Below are 19,592 nucleotides of genomic sequence, written 5' to 3'. Positions count from 1 at the left end.
TCGCGCCTACTCCTGATCGACGAGATCGTCCTCGAGGATCGCCATCTGGAACTGGAACGAGCGATCGTCGTCCTCGTCGTCGACGAACAGCACGCCGATGAACTCCTCGCCGATATAGACCTCGGCGGAATCGTCCTTCTTCGGCCGCGGCACGACGCGGATCTTGGGATTGCCGAATACGCGCTTCAGATATGCGTCGAGCTTTCTGACTTCTTTGACGTCCACGGCAAGTCTCCGATCGAAAATGGTCGGCGGGTTTTAGGACGAGACGCGACGAACCGCCAGCATGAATTGCCAAAGAATTTGGGGATCAAAAGGGCCGGAAAATCCGGCCCCTTTTCAACGTCAAAGCCGGGTCTCAAAGCCCCATCGCGTTGATCATCTGATCCATGGTGCGCGACGGCTCGGCGCAGCCGGCCTCGCCGACGATCTTGGCGGGCACGCCCGCGACCGTGACGTTGTGCGGTACGGGCTTGACCACGACCGAGCCGGCGGCGATGCGCGCGCAATGGCCGACCTCGATGTTGCCGAGGATCTTGGCGCCGGCGCCGATCAGCACGCCATGGCGGATCTTCGGATGACGGTCCTCGTTCTCCTTGCCGGTGCCACCAAGCGTGACGCCGTGCAGGATCGAGACATCGTCCTCGATGATGGCGGTCTCGCCGCAGACGAAGCCGGTGGCGTGATCGAGGAAGATGCCGCGGCCGATGCGCGCGGCGGGATTGACGTCGGTCTGGAACACCGCGGAGGCGCGGCTCTGGAGATAATACGCGAAATCCTTGCGGCCCTTCAGATAGAGCCAGTGCGCGAGGCGATGGGTCTGGATCGCGTGAAAGCCCTTGAAGTAGAGCAAGGGATCGATGAAGCGCGAAGTCGCGGGATCGCGATCGTAGACGGCAACGAGATCGGCACGAAAGGCATTCCCGAGATCGGGATCGTCGCGCAACGCCTCGCCATAGGTCTGGCGCACGAGGTCGCCCGACAGGGCGGAGTGATCGAGCCGTTCGGCGACGCGGTGGACCACTGAGTCCTCCAGGCGGCCGTGATGCAGCACCGCCGAATAGATGAAGGTCGCAAGCTCCGGCTCGCGACGCACGATGTCCTCCGCTTCGCCCCGGATCCGGTCCCATATCGGATCGAGCGATGCGAGCTTTCCTCCCGGATTGACCTGATGCACTGCCATGGATTTGCTCTCTGGGATTTGCTCTTTCGAATGGGCCCGCTTTACCGGCTCTATAGCATAGTCTAGGCGACAAAGTCCCGACGGGCTTGCCTGAGAGTGAACAGCACCTTGCCTCGCGAAAGCACGCCAAGACGTTGAAACACAACGGCTTCTTCTGACGCCCCCAAGCGGTAAGGTCGGCTCAAAGTGGTCAGAGTTTTGCCAAATTCAAGCCGGGCGGCGTCAAACTATTGGTGAATTCTCTGCCGACCGTTATTGCGGGCATGGTCGCAAGCGAGGACGGAAGCAGATTTGAGCATCACCACCGAGCAATTGCGCGCGCGCGCCGCGGGTACGTTTTGGCTGCGTCTGGCGGCCGTGGCCCTGCCCCTTCTGATGATCGCGCCGGCGTTCTGGAACGGCTATCCGCTGTTGCAATGGGATACCGGCGGCTATCTGGCGCGCTGGTACGAGGGCTATCTCGTCCCCAGCCGCTCCACGGTGTTCGGCCTCTATCTGCACTATGGCGAGAGTTTTGGTTTCTGGATCAACCTCGCGGTCCAGTCGCTGGCGGCGCTGTGGCTGTTGCAGCTCACCCTTCGCGTGCACTCGATGATGCAGACATTCCGCTTCGTCGCGATCTGCCTGCTCCTGATCGTGTCGACCGCCCTGCCCTGGCTTGCGAGCATGCTGCTTACGGACATCTTTGCCGGACTCTCGGTGCTGTCGCTGTTCCTGCTTGTCGTCGGCGGGCAACGGACATCGACGCTCGAAAAGACCTCGCTGTTCGTCTTCACCGCCTTTGCCGCCGCGACCCACAGCGCGACGCTCGGCGTGCTGCTCGGCCTCTGTGCCGCCGGCTGGATGGCACGGCCGTTTCTCAAGAAGCGGCTTCCGCTTGCCGGATTGGCGCAGGCGAGCCTCACCATCGTCGTGGGCGGCCTGATGCTGGTGTCGGCGAATTATGCGTTGTCCGGCAAGTTGGCCTGGACGCCCGGCGGCTACGGCGTCGCCTTCGGCCGCATGATGCAGGACGGCATCGTCGCGCGCTACCTTAGCGATCATTGCCCTCGCGAGCGCTACAAGCTCTGCCCCTATCGCAACGAGCTGCCGGCGAGCGCCGACGAGTTCCTGTGGGGCAAGAGCATGTTCAACACGCTCGGCCGCTTCGAAGGCATGAACGAGGAGATGGGTTACATCGTCGTGCATTCGCTCGCGGATTATCCGGCCTGGCAGGCCGGCGCGGCGCTGCGGGCGATGGGCCAGCAATTGCTGCATGTCGCGACCGGCGAAGGCACCAACGGCTGGATCCCGCACACCCGCGGCATCATCGAGCGCTACGTCCCCGCACAGGCCGCGCCGATGCGCGCCGCGCGGCAGCAGCACTGGGGTGTCAATTTCGACACCATCAACTGGCTGCACGTGCCGGTGGCGCTGGCCTCGATGCTGGCGCTGCTCGCACTGCTCGGCCATGCGCTCGCAAACCGTCGGCTGGACGATCTGACGCTGCTGGCAGCGACCGTGACGCTGGCTCTGCTCGGCAACGCCTTCATCTGCGGCGTCATCTCCGGCCCGCACGACCGCTACGGCGCGCGGATGGTGTGGGTTGCGACCTTCGTGGTGCTGATGGCGCTGGCGCGGCGGTTTGGGGACGACGTCAAGGCGCGATGAGATTGGGATGAAGGGGCATCGCGCTTGGTATCGTGCGAGCAGCGATCGCTTTCATCGAAAATGAACACCTAGGCTTGGCATTCGACAGCCTATCCGCGTCGGCAACCCGTAGTGGACGCCGCAAGCGAGTAGCTTTTGTGAGCGAGCGTGACTTGCGTGCATCACGCTGTGAAGCTTGAACGCTGGTAGCAGCCACTTCAATTCGTCGTGGTCTTGCCCCCGCGCATGGACACGAGCTTTTCCTCACGAAATCGGAGAACGAACCACGCGGCCTCATCGAAACCGTCTGCGAGCTTTCCTTCGTGATAATACACCATCTGAGCAGCTTCCGACTTCGACGGCGGTCCCAGCGCCGTGACTACCTCCGAACGCGACATACCCAAATGCAGCTTGCCGTCGAAGACGACGGGCGCGAACTTTTCCGGGATGATGGCGCAATCGGTCGAGGTCTCGGTGTCTTTCTCGGTGAGCTCTTCCACGATCTCTGCGACGAGATGGTCCGGGCCGCCCATCTCTCCGTGGGACACGACCCACAATCGATGCTGCGCGCGCCTGTAACACAGCCAATAAATGCTACCTCCAGCATGGCCCTGATGTTGGATGGTCCCTTCGCCCACGGCTTCGCGGATTGCGCCGAGCGGCGTCTCCTCGAAGCGGCCGGCGAATGCGCCTAGCGAAAAGCGGGTCGCCAATCTCTTCACGACCGTCGGCTGCACGCGCTCGAACGCACGTTCGTCGGCTGGCGGCGGCGGTGTCTGCGCGGAACAGTCGTCCGCGGGGATCGCGAAAAGGAGAAGCAGCAAGAAGAGCGTCTTTCGACCATCAACTCCGAATTGCCTTGCATGCGCTGGGGTCAGATTCTGGGTATCGGACACGTCAGTCTATCTCCTGCGATCACCATAGCTGAGTGTGGAGGAGCCTCCCTCACCCCACCGCCTTCACTTGGCTTTGGTCGGCCCAGCGCGACAATCGTTCATGGCATTCTTTGGATGAGAGGCATCAGACCACCCCCGTGGCGCTTTGTGCCTCACCCCAGCCGTGACAGAAAATCCAGCACGCCGGTCTTGTAGACCTTGTCGCCGACCGCGCGCATGTGGTCGCGGTTCGGAATGTCGAGCACTTCCGAGCCGGGGATGATCGCGCCGAGCGCGCCGGCGGAGCCTGCGACGTCGTCGGCGGTGCCGACCGCGATCAGCACCGGCACCTCGATGCGTGCAGCTTGCTGCCTCGTCATCAGCTCGCGCGTGCCGCGCAGGCAGGCGGCAAGGGCGCGACGGTCGGAACGGGTCTGGTCCGCGAAGGCGCGAAAGGTGCGCCCCATGGGTTCGGTGACGTCATCCAACGCGGGCGCCTCCAGCGCCTTGGCGACGTTCTCGCCGGGGCCAGTGCCCTCGATCAGGCCGCCGATGCCGATACCGCCGAGGATCGCCGAGCGCAGGCGCTGCGGCTCGTTGAGGGACAGCCAGGCCGCCATCCGTCCGCCCATCGAATAGCCCATGATGTCGGCCTGCGGGATGGCGAGGTGATCCATCAGCGCGAGCACGTCGCCGGCCATGACGGGAATCGAATATTGCGCAGGCTCGTAGAGCTTTGCGCTTTCCCCGTGGCCACGATTGTCGAGCGCAATGACGCGGCGGCCGTTCTTGCGCAGCTCCGAAACCCAGGTCGGATAGACCCAGTTCACGTTCTTGCTCGAGGCAAAGCCGTGCACCAGGATGATCGGATCCCCCTCGCCTTCATCGAGATAGGCAATTTCAACGGCGCCGTTGTGAAAGCTCGGCATCATCAGTTCCGTGAGGTCTTGAGGGGAATGGTTGGTGTTAGAGCACGATCCGCAAAACTGTGCAGCGGTTTTCCGGCAACATCATGCTCAAACAATAACCTAAGACGGGGCTTTAGGCCGTGACGGCGGCGTTCGCCAGAGCGGCTTCGGCTGCGATCTGCGCCCGGCGAAGCCGCCGCGCGCGCCTGCGATCGCACCAGGCCTGTGTGAGACGCTCGGTCGTCGCCTTGATGGAAGAGAGAAGACCGAACAGCGTCAGCATCGCGCCGAACAGCCAGAGCGCCAGATCGAACGCACCGCCGATCAGCAGCAGCGCGCCGCGGCCGAGCAGCTTCATGATCGCGCGCGTCTTGCCGCCTTGCGCTTCCGCAAGCCGCGCCGCGCGCGCGACGTCCTTCGGACCTTCGGCGATGCGCAGCGTGTCCATCGCCCCGCGCGTGCCGGTCTTTCCGGCAACGCGCGTGACGTCCTTGCCGAGCCGAACCAGCGCGCCGGCCTTCTCGGCGCGGAACGCGGCCTTGATCGCGCTGACGGTCTCGCCCGGGCGGAACACGGAGCCCTTGGCCACGGCGTTCTGGAGCATCGGGGTATCGACCACCTCGCGCGCCGAGCGTCCGGCCCATGCCGCAAGGCTCTCACTGAGTCGCCCCACCTTGCGGGCGTCCTTGACCAGCGTCAGTCCGGCGCGCACGGGCGCAGCGCCACCGACGGACACATAGGTTGCCGCAGTCACCGCAAGGCCGGCCGTCGCCAGGCCGAGCACCAGGCGATCGGTGTCCTCGCCCATGGCGAGGTGCTTGCCCTCCCGCACGACGTCCCTGATGTCGCCGATCACGAAGAGATCCCCGGCCACCGTCCCGGACAGGCTTGCGACATCGTCGGCGTTGCCGGTGACGAGGCCGGTGGCAAAGCGCTTTGCGAAATACGAGGTGGAATTCTGTTCCTTGACCGCATCGCTCACGCGGCTCAGCAGGTCGTCGGGCAACGCGATGTTCCGGTCGCGCGCCAGCGCCACAAAACTGTCGGCGAGATCGGCGTCGCCGGCGGCGAGCGCGGCCTCGATGTTGTCCTGAACCAGCCGGTCATTCCGCTGCAGCAGCGCATCGAGCTTCAGTTCGGAGAGCACGGCCGGATCATCCTGGGCGGCGAGGATCGCGCCGGCCTCACGGGCGTGCGGCGCTACCTGCGCGAGCATGAAACTGCACGCCGCGATACCGGTCAACGCTGTGCTGATTCGCAGCCACTTCATGTGGGAAGCCTGGACGGTCCTGAAATCGGGTGACGATTGAGTCGTCTTTGGTCGCAATCACGCTCGTCCACAGACATAGTATGCCAAAATTGCGACACAACGTCCCCGACGAAAGAAGGGCTTCTCTCAGGCCTCAAGATTGTGTCGAATTTGCATGAGCAAATGAGCATGGGGCAATTGCGGACCTTTCGGTTCCGCTGGACTAGCAATCGTCTGCACCCGCCAGTATGGTCCGCGGCGCCTTAAAGATGCCGCGTCAGTTCGTGATTGTGTCTGCCGCCATTGCCACTCCAGGATGAGTTCGATGTCCGACCATGTCGTCCCGCACTTCCACAACGATGCCGGTGTCCCCGTCATCGAGATCGGCTCGCAAGAGTTCATGTGCGTGGGCGCCAACCCTCCGTTCGACCATCCGCACGTCTTCCTCGACCTCGGCAACGACAACGAGATCATCTGCCCCTACTGCTCGACGCTGTACCGGTTCGCGGCCGACCTGAAGGCAGGCGAAGCCCGCCCGCCGGAATGCGTCCTGAAGGACAAGGTGGCCTGACCGCTTCCATCGGTCAGGGGTGGCGCTCTCCCGAACGATTGTCATCGCCGGTGCCGGCATCGGTGGACTGACGGCTGCGCTTGCGCTCGCAGCCCGCGGCTTCCGGATCGTCGTGCTGGAAAAGGCCGAGCGCCTCGAGGAAGTCGGCGCCGGCCTGCAGCTCTCCCCCAATGCCAGCCGCGTGCTGGTCGAGCTCGGCCTCACCGAGCGCCTCAAGCTGCGCGCCGTCACCCCGGAAGCGGTCTCGATCATGAGCGCGCGGGCCGGCGGCGAGCTGCTGCGCATGCCGCTCGGTGAAGCAGCTTCGCTACGGGCCGGCGCGCCCTATTGGGTGGTGCACCGCGCCGACCTGCAATCGGCGCTGGCCGGCGCTGTTGCCGATCATCCCGATATCGACCTGAAACTGGGCGCGACCTTCGAAGACGTCGCGCCGCATGCCAAGGGGCTGACCGTCGTCCATCGCAGCGGTACGATCCGCCGCAGTGATCTCGCCAGTGCGCTGATCGGCGCCGACGGCATCTGGTCGACGGTCCGCCAGCATCTGTTTCCCGAGGTGCAGCCGCGCTTCTCCGGACTGATCGCCTGGCGCGGCACGCTCGATGCCACGCAACTGCCAAAGGATTACACCGCGCGCCGGGTGCAGCTCTGGATGGGACCCAATGCCCATCTCGTCGCCTATCCCATCGCGGGGGGCCGCCAGATCAACGTGGTCGCGGTGCTGCCGGGCACCTGGAACAGGCCGGGCTGGAGCACGGCCGGCGACCCTCTCGAGGTGATGGACGCCTTTGCCGGCCCACGCTGGCCGCCGGCGGCGCGCATGATGCTCGCCACGGTCGACAGCTGGCGGAAATGGGCGCTGTTCGGCGTGCCCGACGGCTGCCCCTGGAGCCAAGGTCCGGTGGCGCTGCTCGGCGATTCCGTGCATGCGATGCTGCCTTTTGCCGCCCAAGGCGCCGGCATGGCGATCGAGGATGCCGCGGTGCTCGCCCGCCATTTGAGCCTTGAAGCCGCCGAGAGCACCGCGGGGATCAGTGCGGCACTGAAGCAATACGGCCGCGCGCGCCAGGCGCGGGTGCGGCGGGTGCAGCGGACCGCGCGGCAGCAGGGCCGCATCTATCATCTCGGTGGGCCGCTTGCGGCCGCACGCGATCTCGCGATCCGCGCGCTCGGCCCGGAGCGCATGCTGGCGCGGCAGGACTGGATCTACGGCTGGCGGTCCTGATCGACGCGCCGCCGGCCTCAGCGGGCCGCTTTCCCGGATTTCGATGCTGGTTTGGCGGTGGCCGCGGGCGACAATTGCGCGGCAGGCGGCGTCGCCTCAGGCGGCGTTTCCCGGCACTTGTTGCGGCGCCAGGCGTCCTCGGCCAATTGGGCCTGCCCGCGCACCGCGATATAGTCGTTGCGATAGGCGAGCTCGGACACGACGGCGCCACCCGTCCCGGTCTCGGCCTTCTCCATCAGCCCGCGCAAATCGTCGGTGCGCTTGGCGAGCGCCTTGCGCTCACCCTCCAGCTGCTTGCAGTCGTACAATTCGTATTTGGCGGGATCGGCAAAGGCCGGCGCGACCGTCTCGCTCATGCCGGCGCAGCCGGACAGCACGGCGCCGGCCGCGAGCAGCGCCAGGAGCGCGCCAAAGCCGCGCGGCGAAGAGGAAAACGAAGCAACCATGCCGGATGAATAGCCCCCGTGGATTGAGAATGCCTAAAGCAACAACAGATGTCCGGATTGAGGCTTTGCCTTGTGGGCCCGGCTCGCTTAAGGAAGAACCGTCCCTCCGAACAGGCAAAGCGCCAATTCCAGACGGCCGGAGATGGACTTAAGTATTTGATCTCGTTGGATCAAGCGGGCATGGCGGAATTGGTAGACGCAAGGGACTTAAAATCCCTCGGTGCGCAAGCGCTGTGCCGGTTCGACCCCGGCTGCCCGCACCACGAGATTTGATGGCGGCGAGACTGCCCAGAGCCCGGCGCGGGCCTTTACTCGGCTTTAGTCCGTCTCCCCCTAAATCGAACGATGTCTGCCCGTCGATGCAGACCCAGGGACATGCAGGGCCTGGAGCTATTGGCTTCGATGGTGAGAGCTCCAATGGACGCGCGCGAGGATTGGTCCCGGTCCGGGATTGACGGAGGGCAAGCAGCGCCCGGACGTTACCTGCACGGGCGCGAGGTCTACGTCTTCCTGATCGCCTTCCTCTCCGTGTTCTACCTGTCGAACGGACCGCTTCTGCTCGGCCATTATGATCTGGGCTGGCATCTCGCCGCCGGGGACCTGATCAGGCAGCGCGGCGAAGTCCCCTTCCAGGATCCGTGGGCGTTCACCCTCGGCGACAAGCGATGGTACAATCTGTCCTGGCTCTGGGACGTGATGGCCAGCGCGCTCTATCAGCACGCCGGCTTTGCCGGGATCGTCCTCATGGTCGTCGCCAGCGGCGCGGTCATCGCAGGATACCTCGCCTTCTGCGGCCTCAGTAGCGGCGCATCGCCCCTGGCGGTTTGCATCGCAGTCTTTGCCGCGTGCCTGCTCTACCCCTGCTACGAAGCCTCGCCCAACATGTATCTGGCGGCATCGCCGAACATCGCGACCATGCTGTTCGCGGTCGTCTTTTACGGGGAGTGTCTGCGGCGGCGAGGATGGTTCCTGTTGCCCCCGATGATGATCCTCTGGGTCAATTTGCATGGTGGCTTCATGCTCGCCTTTCCGATCCTCGGCGTGTTCGGTGGCCTCGCTTTGCTGCGGCGGGACTGGACAAACTTTCGGAACTACTGCCTCGCGGGCGTGGGGTGCTTCGTCGCGATCTTCGTCAATCCGCTGGGATGGCATGTCTATGACGGCGTCAGGGCGACGCTGGGTCATTTCGTCCAGGCTGATATCGGCGAATGGCGGTCCTATTTTCACAACATTGAGCTGCCGGGCAGCATTCCAGGCATCGCCTATGCGCTGACGTTCGTTGCGCTTGAGCTGCGATACCGAAGCTCCACGCGCGTTCCGCTCGAGGCGCGCGTGCTTGCGTGGCTCTTCCTGTTTCTGGGTCTCTATCAGTTCAGATACACCGCGTTCTTCTTCATCTTCTCGAGCGTCCCGATGGCGCTTCACATCGACCGGCTGCTGCCGAAACGCCTGTCGGGTTTCGAGGTCCAGCGCGCGATGCTGGCGGCAGGCGTCGTCGGCATCCTGTTGCTGCCCTTCACGTTCATGCAGGTGAGACCGGCTCTGGCATTGCCCGACATGCTCTCGGAGGAGGATGCGCGCTATCTCGAGGCGCACAGCTCGCACGCGCGCCTGCTGAACCACTGGAACATCGGTGGGCTCCTGATCTTCAGGACGCAGGGATCAGTGCCCGTCTTCGTCGACGGCCGGGCGGCGACCGCCTACCCGGACGAGCTGCTGCGCGATTATCTCAAGCTGGTCCGGTGGGACATCGACGAGGCGACCTGGGACAAGGTGATTAGCAAGTACAAGATCGATGCCGTGCTCTGGGTCAGAGCACATGACCCGCTGCGGCACTTCCTGGTCAGCGAGAGAGGCTGGAAAGAGGAATATACCGGCGCGTATGTCAGCCTCTACACCCGACGAGAGGCCGCGCCCCGGTAAGGTCAGGTCTGCCGGGGCCCGTGCCAAGAGGCCGGGCCGCTTGAAGGTCCACGCGGCAGCATGAGCCAGAAACAGATCAGCGCGAGCGTGAGCTGGCTGAACCCGTCCATGAACACGCCCGAGACCGACGCCAGGGTCGGGATGGCGATCGCAACCGTTAGCACGGCCGCCATCAGCGCAGCAGGCAGATCGACGACGAGAACCGCGGCGTACAGCGCCACCTCGAAGAAGGCGTACTCCTTCAGTCTAGGCGCGCAGAGATAGAGCGCGTACATCGCGAGCACAGTGATGCGCATTGCGGCGTCAGGATGCTCGACCAGCCAATCGTCGAGCGTCTGAAGAAGCGATGCCTTGCGGGCGGGGCGCGACGCGCCGACCATGCGCCACACCGAGATCGCGAGCGGCGCGAGCACCAGTGCGATTGCGATCAGACCATAGAGCGCGGCAACGACCGGCTTGCTGCCGGCGAGCCCAATGCGGTCCGCAACCGTCTGGCCGAGGAAGAGCAGCGACGGATTGACCTCGTTCCCCGGCGAATGCTGTCCGGGGATCTGGCCGAAGATCGCGCTCAGCCAACTCCTGAACAGGTCCGGATAGATCACCAGCGAAGCCAGGATCGGCAGCACGAACATGCCGGCTGCGACGGCGATCAGGAGAAGCTTGCGACCTCTTGGCTGCGGCAGGAAATAGAGCGCGGCAAGAACCGGGAAGAACACCAGCTTGAACGAGGTGACGAGGCCGAGCACGGCCGCACCGGCGAGCTGTGGTGCGAGGCTCGTGCCGCCCCCGCGCCCGGACTGCGCCGGACGCAGCAACAAGGCAAGCGATGCGGCCGTCAACAGGCCACTCAGGATCGCAAAATTCCCTGTCGCGATGATCCATTCAAAACCGAGGAAGCCACCGAGCGCGAACAGGCTCCGCAGCGCGACATCCCTCAAGCCCGGCCGGGTCTTGCCGAGACCGGGCAGCAGCAGCGCAGAGACCAACGCGAGAACGAGATAGATCGGCTTGTAGTGCGCGACGAGGAAACCGCCGGCGCAGACCGGCCGAAAGGCATCGAGGGTCGCCGGAAGATAGGGATAGGAGAGCTTGGTGTCCTTCAGGTTCTTGACGAAATAGGGATCGAGCCCCCCGATATGCGCATCGACGGCTGCGCAATTCACCCGCGCATCCCAGCCGAACGTCTCGTCCATGCCCATATCGATCACGACAAGCGTGGCGACAAGCAGCGCCAAGGCCAGGATGAAGCGGGTCATCCAGTTGCTCCCCCGCGCATTGGCGACAAGAGCGCCTCGTTCTCCGCTTTCCGCGGACGCGGCGACGTCGGTCATGGTTAGGCGCCCTCCATCTCGAGGCGTTTCGGCTCCGCGCGAAAATCCAGCAGCAGGATCCAGAAACACATCAGCGCGACGATGAGGAGGATGAAAGTGCCTTCGAGCGCCGTCCCTGCAAGCGAGATCAGCGCGGGAATGAGAAGACCGACGGTGAGAACGGCAGCGAGCGCGCGGGCCGGCAGGTCGACGACCAAAACCGCGGCATAGAGCGCGAGCTCGAAGAAGGCATATTCCTTGAGGCGCGGCGAGCTGAGATAGAGCGCAAACATGGCAAGCACGGTGATGCGCATGGCCGCGCGGGGATGGTCCATCAGCCAGCGATCCAGCTGCAACAGGCGCGATCCCCCTTCCCGCACGGACCGATCCGCAGCAACACGCAGGACGGACAAGGCGAACGGCACAAGCACGAGCGCGAGTGCTGCGAGCGCATAGGTCGCGAACACGGCCGGCTTGCTGTCACTGCCGGCGTGATCCATCAGGCTCTGCGCGAGCAGCAGCAGCGATGGATTGACCTCCACGAGATTGACCGAGTGCTGGTTGGGAATCTGTCCTGCAATCGCAAGCAGCCAGGTCGCGAACAGATCGGGGTACAACAGCCGCGATATCAGGATCGGCACGACAAAGCTGAACGCCGCCGCCGCGATCAGCACCAGCTTGCGACCACGCGGCAGCGGCAGAAAATAGAGCGCGGCCAGCACGGGGAAGAACACCAGTTTGAACGACGTCACAAGACCAAGCAGCGCAGCGCCGGCGAGGCGCAAGGCGAAGCTCGGATCCTCCGACGCTCCGCCGGCTGGCGCACGAAGCAGGAGCATCGACGCGATCGTGGTCAGCACGCCGCTCAGGATCGCGAAGTTCCCCGACACGTGCACCCATTCGAAGCCGACGAAGGCGCCGAGCGTGCATAGCACTTGGAGCGCAACATCGCGCGCGCGCGTGCGCGTTCGGCCGAGAGCGGGCAAGAGGAGACCGCAGAGCACGGCGAGGACGAAGTAGACGGCCATGTAGTGACCGGCGAGAAAACCGCCCGTGCATAACGGGCGGAAGACATCCAGCGTCACGGGCAAATAGGGATAGGAGAGCGTGGTGACCTTCAGGTTCTTGACGAAATATGGATCGAGACCCCTGGCATGCGCATCGACCGCCGCGCAATTGACGTGAAGATCCCAGCCATAATTGAGATCGAGCCGGGCGTAATTGGCGAGATTGCCGAGCACAAACAGCGCGGTCAGCGCGATCAGGCAGGCAAGCCAGGTCCTTCGCCCCGCAGCCGGGTCGGCCGAGGGTCCCAACCATCGTGCTGCATCGGTCACGTCGGACACAAACGGATACCTTTTGGCCTGGTTCGATGAGGCGCCGCATTGGCGCCGGGAAGCAGCCGCCACAGTGGACAGGATGGGTTTCCGTTTCATCCCGGGGGATCGAAGAGCCTCGTCCGGTGCCGACCTTTAGGCAGGAATGGTGAATCAGCGGTTTCCGGCACATCCCAAGACCGCGTTCCGGGCGGCCCAGCGGGGCTGGCTCCCTCACCAATTCTTGTCCGCGCCTGCGCCGCCTGCCAGCCATCCCGAAACAAGGGTTGTGCAACGCAGCATAGAAGATGGATAAAGTCGCTCGATTTCAGAGGTGAGCTTCTTGTCCGACGTCAATGCCGATTCCTGGGTGTCCTCCGGACACCGCCCCATGGGTTTTCCAGAATTCGTCATCGTGATCGCGTCCATCATGGCGCTGAATCCGCTCGCGATGGACATGATGCTGCCGGCGCTGCCCAATATCGGCACCGCCTTCAATATCCCCGTCGCCAACCATCTCCAGCTGGTGCTGTCGACCTTCCTGATCGGCTTCGGCGCCGGCCAGTTCGTCATGGGCCCCCTGTCGGACCGCTTCGGCCGCCGGCCGGTGCTGCTCGGCGGCATGGCGGTCTATGCGGTGGCGAGCGTGCTGGCGGTCGCAGCGCCCTCGTTCGAGACGCTGCTGCTGGCGCGCGCGCTGCAGGGGCTCGGCACCTCGGCGACGCGCGTGATCGCGACCTCGATCGTGCGCGACTGCTATGCCGGCCGCCGCATGGCGAGCGTGATGTCGCTCGCGATGATGGTATTCATCGCGGTACCCGTCATCGCCCCCTCGTTCGGACAGGCGGTGCTGCTGGTGACGGCATGGCGCGGCATCTTCGTGGTGCTGATGCTGTATGGCCTGCTCGCGCTCGCATGGTGTGTGCTGCGGCTGCCTGAGACCCTTCCGGAGTCCGGGCGCCGGTCGCTGGCGCCCGCCGACGTGCTCTCGGCGTTCCGCCAGACCGTGACCAATCGCCAGACCATCGGCTATGCGACGGCCGCCGGCAGCGTCATCGGCGCGCTGTTCGCCTATGTCTTCTGCGCCCAGCAGGTTTTCACCGGGATCTATCACCTCGGCCATTACTTCCCGCTCGCCTTCGCCGCGATTGCGGCCGGCACAGCCATCGCCGGCTTCCTCAATGCGAGGCTGGTCGGGCGGCTCGGCATGCGCGTGATCTCGCACGGGGCGCTGGCGCTCTACACGGCCGTTGCCGCCGTGATGCTGCTGACGGAAAGCCTCGGCATGTTGCCGCTCGCGTTGTTCATGGTGCTCTCCGCCTTGATGATGTTCTCGTTTGGCATGATGGTTGCTAACTTCACCGCGCTCGCCATGGAGCCGCAGGGCCACATCGCCGGCACCGCCTCCTCGCTCTACGGCTCGATCACGACGCTGATCGGAATCGTGGTCGGCATGGCGATCGGACAGAGCTTTGACGGCACACTGCTGCCGTTCTCCGTCGGCTTCTTCCTGTCGACGCTCGCTGCGCTCGCAATCGTGCTGGTGGTGGAGAAGGGACGGCTGTTCAAGCCGCATCATCGTTCGATCGGCTAGGAACTTCCCGCTCCTCTCTATGTTGTACTGCAGCAATTCAGAGGATTGGCCAAATGGAACAAGAGAACAGACCGGATCAGCCCGCATGGGAGATCGAACGGCCAGCTTCACGGCAAGGTTCGTCCGGTGAGCGGCCGGACACGAGCCTGCCATTCGCAAGTGAAGGGCTCGAGCAGCTGCGCGACGGGAACTGCTAGACCAGATCGACCAGGGATCGCTTCATAGAAAACGGCGCCGCGATGACCTGCGGCGCCGTTCGCTTTTTCAAACCCAGGCGTTCCCGCCTACTCCGACTTGTCGACGTTCCAGAACAGTGGCGTTGCCGGGCCGTCGAGCACGCCGGTCAGCGATTTGCGCCAGCCGCTCGGCAGGAGATACTGCCCGAGCGGGATATAGATCACCTGCTCGTAGGCTTCCTTCTGGATGTCAGCGGCGATCTTCTTCTGCTCGTCGAGCGAGGGGGCACGGACGAAGGCGTCCTTGAGCTGCTCGATCTTGGCGCTTTCCGCCCAGCCGAACCAGCCGCCCTTCTTGCCCTGGCCGCCGATCGAGAGATTGGCGATCGGGTTGGAGACGTCGGCCGCGACCCAGTTGGTGAAGAACATGTTCCAGCCGCCCTCCTTCGGCGGCTTCTGGCTGGCGCGACGGCTCACCACCGTCTGCCAATCGGTCGCCTGCAGGTCGACCTTGAAACCGGCCTCGCGCAGCAACTGGGCCGCAACGATCGGTTGCGCCTTGAGGGTCGTGACATCGCCCGGCGCCATGACCACGACCGGGGTGCCGTCATAGCCGGACTCGGCGAGCGCTTTCTTGGCTTCCGCCATGCCATTGCCCTTCACCAGAGTCTCGGCGCCGGCCTCGGTTGCGAACGGCGTATCGCAAATGAAGAACGCACCACAGATCTTCTGATATTTGGCATTGCCGACCAGCGCGTCGAGCACGTCCTTCTGGTTCATGGCCAGAAGAGCAGCCCGCCGCACCTTCACGTTGTCGAACGGCGGATAAAGGAAGTTCATCCGACCGAGCGTCTGAAAACCGAACTTGTTCGAGACCTCGAGCGTGATCTCCTTGTTCGCCTCCAGCACCGGCAGCATGTCGTAAGGCAGGTTCTCCATGAAATCGATGTCGCCCGACTGCAGCGCGTTCACCGCGGTCTGCGAGTCCGGCATCGTGATCCATTCGACGCGGTCGACCTTCGCCACCTTGCCGCCCGAGGTCCAGCTCGCCGGCTCCTTGCGCGGCACGTAGTCGGTGTTCTTGACGTAGACCGCTTTCACGCCGGGCTGGAATTCCGACGCCACGAACTTGAACGGACCCGAGCCGATCTGCTCCGGGATCTGCTTGTCCGCCGGCGTCTCTGCGAGGCGCTTCGGCATCATGAAGGCGACGCGCGAGGACGGCTTGCCGATGGAGTCGAGCACGAGGCCGTAGGGCTCCTTCAGCTTCAGCGTGATGGTCTTGGCGTCGGTCGCCTCGATGCTCGCGGTGAAGTCCATGAGCTTCTGACCCATGCCGTCGACCGCGGCCCAGCGCTTCAACGAAGCGACGCAGTCCTCCGCCGTCACCGGCGCGCCGTCATGCCATTTCAGCCCGTCGCGCAGGGTGAAGGTGTAGGTGAGCTTGTCGTCGGAGATCTTCCAGTCCGCCATCTGCGGCTGGATCTTGAAGGTCGAATCGGGGGCCACCAGCGTGTCGTAGACCATGTAGCCATGGTCGCGCGTGATGTAGGCCGTGGTGAAGATGGGATCGATGATGCGCAGATCGGAATGCATCACCGCCGTGATGGTCTTGCCCGCTGCGAGCACGGGCGTTGCGAGCGCTGTCGACAGCGCGATGACAGACAGCGCAAGTTTGGAGGCAAGCGCGCGAGGCCTCCGGCGCATGAAGTGGAACATAAAAAGTTTCTCCTGACGTGAAACTGTTCAAAGGCAGGTTATTGGTTAAGCATGCGGCTCGTTCCTTGGGCGAACTAACCTCATGCAATGCCTTTATCTTTCGAGACTTGCAGACAGTGCCGAGCGCGTCAATCCGGTTTCGCTGCAAGCCCTGGCGGCGCGGGCACGGGCTCCACAAGGATCGGTTTGGCTCTACAACTCTCCACTCGTCCTGCCGCGCGGCAATGCAATGCGCGTTCCATCTTTCGAAGCTTGAGAGACATTGAGATGAATCCAGCCAATCTTCCTTTCGATTCCGAGGCAATGCTCCAGGGTCTGCGTGGCTGGGTCGAATGCGAAAGCCCGACCTGGGACGCCGGTGCCGTGAACCGCATGCTCGATATCGCAGCGCGGGATATGGCGATCATGGGTGCGACGATCGAGCGCATCGCCGGCCGGAAAGGCTTCGGCGGCGTGATCCGCGCGCGCTTTCCGCACCCAAAGCAAGGCGAACCCGGCATCCTGATCGCCGGCCACATGGATACCGTCCATCCGGTCGGCACCATCGAGACGCTGAAATGGCGGCGCGAGGGCAACAAGTGCTATGGCCCCGGCATCTACGACATGAAGGGCGGCAACTACCTCTCGCTGGAAGCGATCCGGCAGCTGGCGCGCGCATCCTTCACCACGCCGCTGCCGATCACCGTGCTGTTCACGCCGGACGAGGAAGTCGGCACACCCTCGACGCGCGACATCATTGAGGCCGAGGCCGCGCGCAACAAATATGTGCTGGTGCCCGAGCCCGGCCGTGCCGACAACGGCGTCACCACCGGACGTTACGCCATCGCACGCTTCAATCTCGAGGCGACCGGCCGGCCAAGCCACGCCGGCGCGACGTTGTCGGCGGGGCGCTCGGCGATCCGCGAGATGGCGCGGCAGATTCTCGCGATCGACGCGATGACGACGGAGGACTGCACCTTCTCGGTCGGCGTCGTGCATGGCGGGCAATGGGTCAATTGCGTTGCCACGACCGCCACCGGGGAAGCGCTCTCCATGGCCAAGCGGCAGGCCGATCTCGACCGCGGCGTCGAGCGGATGCTGGCGCTGTCGGGCACGACCAACGATGTCGCCTTCAAGGTGACGCGCGGCGTGACGCGTCCGGTGTGGGAGCCGGATGCCGGCACGATGGCGCTGTACGAAAAGGCGCGCGGCATCGCCAAATCACTCGGCACCGAACTGCCGCATGCGAGCTCCGGCGGCGGCTCCGACGGCAACTTCACCGGTGCGATGGGCATCCCGACGCTCGACGGCCTGGGCGTGCGCGGCGGCAACGGTCACACGCTCGAAGAGTATATCGAGGTCGAGAGCCTGGTCGAGCGTGGCCGCCTGATGGCGGGGCTGCTGGCGACGCTGGAGTGAACAGTGTGGTCGGGTGCGCAGAACGCCTTGCGCCCGGCCGCCATATTTCGTCCGGCGGGCCCCTCCGCTCGGCCTCGTCCGAAGAGGTGCCCCAAATGAGTGGCCGCACTGCAAAACCTGTGGCCCTGATGGCACGGGAATTGCTGAAATGTTAGGCTGGTGGCAGAACAGGCTATGACCGCTGCCGCCGATTAACTCCAATCTGACGGATCCAACTTGCTCGGATATCTCCTTCGCCGAATCTTCGCCGCCGTGCCCGTGATGGGCGTCGTCGCGCTGTTCGTCTTCCTCCTGCTCCGCCTCACCCCCGGCGACCCCGCCGCGATTCTCGCCGGCGACAACGCCACGCCCGAACGGCTGGAGCGCATCCGCACCTCGCTCGGCCTCAACGAGCCGCTGATCGTGCAGTTCATCACCTGGGTGAACAAGCTACTGCACGGCGACCTCGGCACGTCGCTGATCTCCAATCTGCCTGTCATGAAGATGATCGGCCAGCGCGTCGAGCCGTCGATCTCGATCGCGCTGTCGACCATCGTCCTCGCCGTCGTCGTCGCCGTTCCCTTGGGCGTGATCGCGGCGTGGAAGCACGGAACCTGGATCGACCGTTTCGTGATGGGCCTCTCCGTGCTCGGCTTCTCGGTCCCGGTGTTCGTGGTCGGCTACATCCTGATCCAGATCTTCGCGATCGAATTGCGCTGGGTTCCGGTGCAGGGCTTCCGCAGCATCTTTAACGGCTTCGGGCCGTTCTTCGAGCGGATCATCCTGCCGACCTGCGCGCTCTCCTTCATCTACATCGCACTGATCGCGCGCATGACGCGCGCGGCGATGCTCGACGTGCTCGGTGAGGATTACGTCCGCACGGCGCGCGCAAAGGGCATCAACGAGGTTGCCGTGATGATGCGGCACGCGCTGCGCAACGCCGCTGTGCCTGTGATCACCGTGATCGGCACCGGCTTCGCGCTTCTGATTTCGGGCGTCGTCGTCACCGAGAGCGTGTTCAACATCCCCGGCATCGGCCGTCTCACCGTGGATGCGGTGCTGGCGCGCGACTATCCGGTGATCCAGGCGATGATCCTGCTGACGTCGCTGATCTACGTCGTCGTCAACCTTCTCATCGACGTCGCCTACACCCTGCTCGATCCCCGGATCCGGTACTGAGGCAAGGACAAGGACAAACATGTCGGTCGATACCCTTCCCCAGTCCTCTATTCCGATCACGTCGCCGCTGCGGCCGCGCTTCGGATTCCTCACCTCGACACCGATCATCGCGACGGCCACGGTCCTGCTCGCGCTGATCGTGCTGATCTCGATCCTCGCGCCGCTGATCGCGCCGCATGATCCGATCCAGCTCGCGCCGTCGCAGCGGCTGAAGCCGTCGTCCGCGCAATTCCTGCTCGGCACCGACGCCTATGGCCGTGACTTGGCTTCGCGCGTCCTCTATGGCGGTCGGATCTCGCTTCTGATCGGCATCGGCTCGGCGATCCTGTCGATCGTCATCGGGCTCGCGATCGGCCTCGTCTCCGGCTTCTTCAAGCTGGTCGATGCTGTGCTGATGCGGGTCATGGACGGCTTGATGGCGATGCCGAGCATCCTGCTGGCGATCGCCGTGGTGTCGCTGTCCGGTGCCAGCCTCTGGACCGTGCTGATCGCGATCACCATTCCCGAGATTCCGCGCGTGGCACGCCTGGTGCGCTCGGTCGTGCTGTCGGCGCGCGAAGAGCCTTACGTCGAGGCGGCGATCTCGGTGGGTTCCAGCCTGCCGAAGATCATGTGGCGGCATCTGATGCCGAACACGATCGCGCCGCTGATCGTCCAGGGCACCTATGTCTGCGCCAGCGCGATCCTCACCGAGGCCATCCTCTCCTTCCTCGGCGCCGGCATCTCGCCGGAAACGCCGACCTGGGGCAACATCATGGCCGAGGGCCGCCAGTACTTCCAGATCAAGCCATCGCTGATCTTCTGGCCCGGCCTCCTGCTCTCGATCGCCATCCTCAGCATCAATTTGATCGGCGATGCCGCCCGCGACGCTCTCGATCCCCGCATGAAGCAGCGGGAAGGCAAGTGATGAGCGAT

General features: G+C 64.3%; 17 protein-coding genes and 1 tRNA gene. 9 read left to right on the top strand and 9 right to left on the bottom strand.

Annotated elements, in window-relative coordinates; translation table 11 throughout:
- Nucleotides 1-6: 6 nt before the first annotated feature.
- Both IVA81_RS36065 and cysE read right to left on the bottom strand, forming a co-directional pair.
- Entirely contained in the window at nt 7-225 is a 219-nt protein-coding gene (locus IVA81_RS36065) for a DUF3126 family protein (protein WP_007602550.1), read from the bottom strand.
- 133 nt (nt 226-358) lie between these two features.
- Complete coding sequence (gene cysE, locus IVA81_RS36060; RefSeq protein WP_247327054.1) at nt 359-1,183, bottom strand: serine O-acetyltransferase; 825 nt, start codon at nt 1,181-1,183, stop codon at nt 359-361.
- Nucleotides 1,184-1,474: 291 nt separating this feature from the next.
- Here cysE and IVA81_RS36055 point away from each other — a divergent pair, with 291 nt between their 5' ends.
- Nucleotides 1,475-2,833: a hypothetical protein gene (locus tag IVA81_RS36055; protein WP_247327051.1), complete on the top strand. Its 1,359-nt coding sequence runs from the start codon at nt 1,475-1,477 to the stop codon at nt 2,831-2,833.
- Between the two features lie 197 nt (nt 2,834-3,030).
- Here IVA81_RS36055 and IVA81_RS36050 read toward each other — a convergent pair whose 3' ends face one another.
- The 3 genes from IVA81_RS36050 to IVA81_RS36040 form a co-directional block, all read right to left on the bottom strand.
- Nucleotides 3,031-3,708 carry a hypothetical protein gene (locus tag IVA81_RS36050; protein ID WP_247327049.1) on the bottom strand — a complete coding sequence of 226 codons (678 nt, stop codon included), beginning with the start codon at nt 3,706-3,708 and terminating at the stop codon, nt 3,031-3,033.
- Between the two features lie 152 nt (nt 3,709-3,860).
- Nucleotides 3,861-4,616, bottom strand: coding sequence for an alpha/beta hydrolase (locus tag IVA81_RS36045; protein ID WP_247327046.1), 756 nt, complete (start codon nt 4,614-4,616; stop codon nt 3,861-3,863).
- Between the two features lie 112 nt (nt 4,617-4,728).
- Complete coding sequence (locus IVA81_RS36040) at nt 4,729-5,865, bottom strand: hypothetical protein (protein WP_247327043.1); 1,137 nt, start codon at nt 5,863-5,865, stop codon at nt 4,729-4,731.
- 304 nt (nt 5,866-6,169) lie between these two features.
- On the opposite strand from IVA81_RS36040, the gene IVA81_RS36035 reads away from it, so the two are divergent.
- Both IVA81_RS36035 and IVA81_RS36030 read left to right on the top strand, forming a co-directional pair.
- The gene (locus IVA81_RS36035; protein WP_007602543.1) at nt 6,170-6,415 is read left to right on the top strand and encodes a zinc-finger domain-containing protein; all 246 of its coding nucleotides are present in this window, start codon (nt 6,170-6,172) and stop codon (nt 6,413-6,415) included.
- 19 nt (nt 6,416-6,434) lie between these two features.
- Nucleotides 6,435-7,637, top strand: a complete 1,203-nt coding sequence (locus IVA81_RS36030) for an FAD-dependent monooxygenase (RefSeq protein ID WP_247327040.1) — start codon at nt 6,435-6,437, stop codon at nt 7,635-7,637.
- A gap of 17 nt (nt 7,638-7,654) precedes the next feature.
- Here the strand turns inward: IVA81_RS36030 and IVA81_RS36025 are convergent, their stop codons facing one another.
- A complete protein-coding gene (locus tag IVA81_RS36025) occupies nt 7,655-8,083 on the bottom strand; it encodes a twin-arginine translocation pathway signal (protein ID WP_247327038.1) in 429 nt (142 codons plus the stop codon).
- 174 nt (nt 8,084-8,257) lie between these two features.
- Between IVA81_RS36025 and IVA81_RS36020 the strand changes: the two genes are divergently transcribed.
- Both IVA81_RS36020 and IVA81_RS36015 read left to right on the top strand, forming a co-directional pair.
- Nucleotides 8,258-8,346 (top strand) — tRNA-Leu (locus IVA81_RS36020).
- A 154-nt stretch (nt 8,347-8,500) separates the two neighbouring features.
- Nucleotides 8,501-10,006 (top strand): hypothetical protein, encoded by a 1,506-nt coding sequence (locus IVA81_RS36015; RefSeq protein WP_247327036.1) that lies wholly within the window; start codon nt 8,501-8,503, stop codon nt 10,004-10,006.
- Between the two features lie 2 nt (nt 10,007-10,008).
- Here the strand turns inward: IVA81_RS36015 and IVA81_RS36010 are convergent, their stop codons facing one another.
- On the bottom strand, nt 10,009-11,262 hold the full coding sequence (locus IVA81_RS36010) for a hypothetical protein (RefSeq protein WP_247327034.1): 1,254 nt from the start codon (nt 11,260-11,262) through the stop codon (nt 10,009-10,011).
- Nucleotides 11,263-11,339: 77 nt separating this feature from the next.
- Nucleotides 11,340-12,662 carry a hypothetical protein gene (locus tag IVA81_RS36005; RefSeq protein ID WP_247327032.1) on the bottom strand — a complete coding sequence of 441 codons (1,323 nt, stop codon included), beginning with the start codon at nt 12,660-12,662 and terminating at the stop codon, nt 11,340-11,342.
- Between the two features lie 313 nt (nt 12,663-12,975).
- Between IVA81_RS36005 and IVA81_RS36000 the strand changes: the two genes are divergently transcribed.
- On the top strand, nt 12,976-14,226 hold the full coding sequence (locus tag IVA81_RS36000) for a multidrug effflux MFS transporter (RefSeq protein WP_247327030.1): 1,251 nt from the start codon (nt 12,976-12,978) through the stop codon (nt 14,224-14,226).
- A 284-nt stretch (nt 14,227-14,510) separates the two neighbouring features.
- Here the strand turns inward: IVA81_RS36000 and IVA81_RS35995 are convergent, their stop codons facing one another.
- Nucleotides 14,511-16,121 carry an ABC transporter substrate-binding protein gene (locus IVA81_RS35995; RefSeq protein ID WP_247327028.1) on the bottom strand — a complete coding sequence of 537 codons (1,611 nt, stop codon included), beginning with the start codon at nt 16,119-16,121 and terminating at the stop codon, nt 14,511-14,513.
- Nucleotides 16,122-16,388: 267 nt separating this feature from the next.
- Here IVA81_RS35995 and IVA81_RS35990 point away from each other — a divergent pair, with 267 nt between their 5' ends.
- The 3 genes from IVA81_RS35990 to IVA81_RS35980 all read left to right on the top strand — a co-directional run bounded on the left by IVA81_RS35990 (nt 16,389) and on the right by IVA81_RS35980 (nt 19,584).
- Nucleotides 16,389-17,519 carry a M20/M25/M40 family metallo-hydrolase gene (locus IVA81_RS35990; RefSeq protein WP_247327027.1) on the top strand — a complete coding sequence of 377 codons (1,131 nt, stop codon included), beginning with the start codon at nt 16,389-16,391 and terminating at the stop codon, nt 17,517-17,519.
- A 216-nt stretch (nt 17,520-17,735) separates the two neighbouring features.
- Nucleotides 17,736-18,677 carry an ABC transporter permease gene (locus IVA81_RS35985; RefSeq protein WP_247327025.1) on the top strand — a complete coding sequence of 314 codons (942 nt, stop codon included), beginning with the start codon at nt 17,736-17,738 and terminating at the stop codon, nt 18,675-18,677.
- Nucleotides 18,678-18,696: 19 nt separating this feature from the next.
- A complete protein-coding gene (locus IVA81_RS35980) occupies nt 18,697-19,584 on the top strand; it encodes an ABC transporter permease (protein WP_247327022.1) in 888 nt (295 codons plus the stop codon).
- The last annotated feature ends 8 nt before the right edge of the window (nt 19,585-19,592 follow it).

It is taken from the genome of Bradyrhizobium sp. 141 (genome assembly GCF_023074055.1).
Classification (GTDB): Bacteria; Pseudomonadota; Alphaproteobacteria; order Rhizobiales; family Xanthobacteraceae; genus Bradyrhizobium.
The sequence above is the reverse complement of the archived record's forward strand: the minus strand, read 5'-3'. Positions and strand labels throughout refer to the sequence as shown.

Excerpts from the sequence above, each read along its gene's own strand:
- cysE (WP_247327054.1), bottom strand. The coding sequence starts at position 1,183 with ATGGCAGTGCATCAGGTCAATCCGGGAGGAAAGCTCGCATCGCTCGAT.
- IVA81_RS35980 (WP_247327022.1), top strand. The coding sequence starts at position 18,697 with ATGTCGGTCGATACCCTTCCCCAGTCCTCTATTCCGATCACGTCGCCG.
- IVA81_RS36045 (WP_247327046.1), bottom strand. The coding sequence starts at position 4,616 with ATGCCGAGCTTTCACAACGGCGCCGTTGAAATTGCCTATCTCGATGAA.
- IVA81_RS36035 (WP_007602543.1), top strand. The coding sequence starts at position 6,170 with ATGTCCGACCATGTCGTCCCGCACTTCCACAACGATGCCGGTGTCCCC.
- IVA81_RS36025 (WP_247327038.1), bottom strand. The coding sequence starts at position 8,083 with ATGGTTGCTTCGTTTTCCTCTTCGCCGCGCGGCTTTGGCGCGCTCCTG.
- IVA81_RS35995 (WP_247327028.1), bottom strand. The coding sequence starts at position 16,121 with ATGTTCCACTTCATGCGCCGGAGGCCTCGCGCGCTTGCCTCCAAACTT.
- IVA81_RS36015 (WP_247327036.1), top strand. The coding sequence starts at position 8,501 with ATGGACGCGCGCGAGGATTGGTCCCGGTCCGGGATTGACGGAGGGCAA.
- IVA81_RS35990 (WP_247327027.1), top strand. The coding sequence starts at position 16,389 with ATGAATCCAGCCAATCTTCCTTTCGATTCCGAGGCAATGCTCCAGGGT.
- IVA81_RS36010 (WP_247327034.1), bottom strand. The coding sequence starts at position 11,262 with ATGACCCGCTTCATCCTGGCCTTGGCGCTGCTTGTCGCCACGCTTGTC.
- IVA81_RS36040 (WP_247327043.1), bottom strand. The coding sequence starts at position 5,865 with ATGAAGTGGCTGCGAATCAGCACAGCGTTGACCGGTATCGCGGCGTGC.